4 protein-coding genes are annotated in these 3,466 nt (G+C 71.7%); 1 reads left to right on the top strand and 3 read right to left on the bottom strand.

Going from position 1 to position 3,466, the window contains the following annotated elements; genetic code table 11:
- A partial coding sequence (locus VIB55_RS12375; RefSeq protein ID WP_331876957.1) for a condensation domain-containing protein occupies positions 1–432 on the bottom strand: 432 nt, incomplete at its 3' end.
- A 36-nt stretch (positions 433–468) separates the two neighbouring features.
- Here VIB55_RS12375 and VIB55_RS12370 point away from each other — a divergent pair.
- Complete coding sequence (locus tag VIB55_RS12370; RefSeq protein ID WP_331876956.1) at positions 469–696, top strand: hypothetical protein; 228 nt, start codon at positions 469–471, stop codon at positions 694–696.
- Between the two features lie 44 nt (positions 697–740).
- Here VIB55_RS12370 and VIB55_RS12365 read toward each other — a convergent pair whose 3' ends face one another.
- The gene (locus tag VIB55_RS12365; RefSeq protein ID WP_331876955.1) at positions 741–2,003 is read right to left on the bottom strand and encodes a cytochrome P450; all 1,263 of its coding nucleotides are present in this window, start codon (positions 2,001–2,003) and stop codon (positions 741–743) included.
- 125 nt (positions 2,004–2,128) lie between these two features.
- The coding region (locus tag VIB55_RS12360; protein ID WP_331876954.1) for a thioesterase domain-containing protein at positions 2,129–3,466 on the bottom strand (1,338 nt) is incomplete at its 5' end.

The following is a 3,466-nucleotide window of genomic DNA, read 5'->3' as shown; positions in this document are numbered from 1 at the left end:
GGGAGTGGCCGCCTCCTCCGCCAGCAGCCGGCGAAGCTCCGTCCCGGCGTCCGCGTGGCTGCGGAGGTCGTGCTCCGCCAGCTGGAAGGGGCTCTCCTCCACCGGGGCGATCCGCTGCACCTGCTCGGCGCCCTCCTCCGCGAAGGTGGTGCGCAGCGCCTCGTGCCGGGCGACCACCTGGTTCAGCGCACGGACCAGCGCGTTCCGGTCCAGCTCGCCCCTCAGCCGCAGGCGCGTGGGAATGTGGTAGAGGGCGCCGGGAATCCCGAGCTGGTCCAAGAACCAGAGCCGCCACTGCGCAAACGACAGCGGCAGCGGCCCGCTCCGGTCCACCGGCTGGATCTGCGACAGCGTCGGCGCGTCCTGCTTGGGCGCGTTGGCCTCGAGCAGCTCCAGGAGAGCCAGGCGCTCGGCGGGCGAAAGATTCTGCATGCTCAAGGACGGCTAGCCGGGAACTGGTGTAGGGACATGCTCGAGTTGCATCGTCTGCGCACGGGGCTCGCGAACGAGCCGCGCACGGGTTTCGCGCGGGTACGGCGGATGACCGGCACCATCCCCTGCTCCGCCGCCTGCCACGCGAGCTCCAGCGGCGCCGGGACCCTCGCACCCGCGCATGGCGCAGGCGTGCGCGTGCACCGCCGCGGCCGCGCGGCGGTGCGCGGCGGCTTCGGCGTTGCGGCGAGTGGACGACGGTGAAGGTGGGGTTTCAGCGACGTGGGCCGTTCCGGCCGCCGCGGGCCTCAGGCAGCCGAGGCGTGGGCCGGCCCCGCCGCGGGCACCTGCGCACGGTGGCGGACGGGCATCGACCAGATGCGGTTCATCCACGCTGAGCGGGTGCCGGTCGCGGGGCCGTCCAGCTCCAGCGCGGCGATGCGGTCCAGGTGCGCCTCCAGGAACATGCGGATCACCAGCGAGCCGATGCGCCCCCCCGGGCAGAAGTGCGGTCCGTATCCAAAGGACACGTGCCGGTTGGGCTTGCGCCCCACGTCCAGAGTGTCGGGGTTGGCAAACACCTCCTCGTCGCGGTTGGCCGAGGCGTAGCACAGCACCACCTTCTGCCCGCGGCGGATGCGGTGGCCCTCGTACTCCACGTCCGTCGTCGCCGTGCGCCGGAAGTAGACCACGGGCGACACCCAGCGGACCAGCTCGTCCACCGCCGTGGGAAGGAGGGAGGGATCTTCGCGCAGCCGGCGCAGCTGCTCCGGGTGCTCCAGCAGCGCCCGGACGCCCCCGGCGATGGTGCTGGCCGTGGTGTCGAACGCGCCGGCCATCAGCGGAAACCAGTACACCAGGAAGAACTGCTCCGGCGTCATCCCCTGGGGCGCCTCGCCGTGCACCAGCGTGCTCAGCAGCGTGGGCCCGGGAGGCTCGTCGCGAAGCCGGCGGAACAGCTCGAACCCGTATTCGTACAGCGCCTTGGCCGCCTCGATCACCCCCGCGCCGTGCTGGCAGAATACCGGGTCGTCCATGGCGTTGATGGTGAGCACGCAATCCCGCATGCGCGCCAGGTCATGATCGGGAACGCCCAGGAACAGGCCGAAGAGCACCTCGACGGGAACCCGAAGCGCCACCTCTGAGGCGAAGTCGAAGCCGGGGCGGCCGGCAACGTCGTCCACGATGCGCGCGCAGACGGCGCGGACGCGGTCTTCCATGGCCAGCAGCGACGCCGGGGCGAGCATGGCGGTGGCGAGCGGGCGGAAGCGCGCGTGCTGCTCCGGGCCAAAGGTCATCAGGTTGTCGGCGATCATCGCCAGCGACGGGAACGTGTCCCAGAGGGCGCGCGGCAGCGGATCGGCCAGGATGGGCGCGTGGGTGGCGAAGCGCGCCGGGTCGCGGGAGATGGCCACCACGTCGCGGTGCCGGGTGACCAGCCAGAAGCCGTCGCCGCGCACCTGCGACGCCTCGTGCCAGGCGAACGGCGCCTCCCGCCGCAGCCGCGCGAACTCGGCGAACGGGGTGCCATGCACGTACTGATTGGGATCGTCGAACCTGAACTCCGTCATCCCACTGCTCCTGAAGGGCGGGATCGTCCCTACCCGCGCGTGTCTACGTCCGTACGGCGTCCCCAAGGGAGTGCCGGGCCTCCATGCGCCCTGACCGGGCACGCGCGGAGGAGCTTCCCTAGCCGTCAGAATATCACCCTCTCTTTCTCTTTCGACAAGCCGTCCGCCGCCACACGTTCCCGTGCCTCGTCCATCGCGCGCGCCAGCGCCTGGCCCAGCGCGGCGGCGTTCGGCGGCTGCATCATCGACAGGTGCGTCCCCGGCACGGGCGTCACCCGAAGCAGCCACTCGGGGTGGAAGCCCCCCCAGCCGCGCGTCGTGTCCGCTTCGGGGCTTTGCTGGGCGGGAAACTGGTGCACCAGGATGGAAATCGGCTGCGGCGAGTACTCGCGCAGGGCGGCGTGGTGGCCGCGCAGCCGGTCGCGCACTGCCCGGGCCTGCGCCACGGTGACGTAGGGCGGAAGCAAACCTTCGCCGCGGCACCGGTCGACGAACGTTTCCAGGTCCTCGTCCCCGCCCGCCGCGGCGTCGACCCCGCCGCTGGGCAGGGTGTCGGCGGTGCGGAGCGCGTTCAGGATGAGGGCGTGGTCGAGCCCCCAGTCCCGCGATTCGGCGGGACCGTCTGACGCGCGAGCGTGGGCGGGGTGATAGCTGTCGAACATCCCCACGAACTCCACGCTCTCGTCCTGTCCGATCAACTGCGCGGCGACCTCGTAGGCCAGCACGCCCCCGAACGACCACCCCGCCACGCGGTACGGCCCCGAGGGCTGCACCTCGCGGATCATCCGCACCAGGCGTGTGGCCATGCCTTCCACCGTCCGCAGGGGTGCGTCCATGGGGGCCGCGGGGAGCGCGTACACCGGGATGTCGCCGTCCAGGTGCGGATGGAGCACCTGTGCGTACGCCGTGGAACCCGCTCCCTCGTGCACCAGGAAGAGCGGGGGCTGCGAGCCGGACGGACGGATGGCGATCGCCCCGCCGCTCTCGGAATGGAGTTCCGCACCGGAAACGCGAGCGGCGAGCGATTCGACCGTCGGATGCGAGAACAAGTGGGCCAGCGGAGCCTCAACCCCCAGCACCTGCCGCATCCGCGAGATCACCCGCACGGCGAGCAGCGAGTGCCCGCCCAGCTCGAAGAAGTTGTCGTGGCGGCCCACCCGCTCCACGCCCAGCACGTCGGCCCAGATCCCCGCCAGCGCCTCCTCCGTCTCCCCCACCGGCGCCGCGTACTCGCCCGCCTTGTAGGCATCCCCGTCAGGCGCGGGAAGCGCTCCGCGATCTACCTTGCCGCTCGGGGTGAGCGGAAACGCTTCCATCCACACGTACGCCGCAGGCACCATGTACTCCGGCAGGCGCTCGGCGAGATGCGCACGAAGCGCGTCCACCGCCACCGGCTCATTGCCCAGGTAGTACGCCACCAGCCGCCGGTCGCCGGGTGCGTCCTCGCGGACGAGAACCACCGG

Source organism: Longimicrobium sp. (assembly GCF_036554565.1).
GTDB lineage: Bacteria > Gemmatimonadota > Gemmatimonadetes > Longimicrobiales > Longimicrobiaceae > Longimicrobium.
The sequence above is the reverse complement of the archived record's forward strand: the minus strand, read 5'-3'. Positions and strand labels throughout refer to the sequence as shown.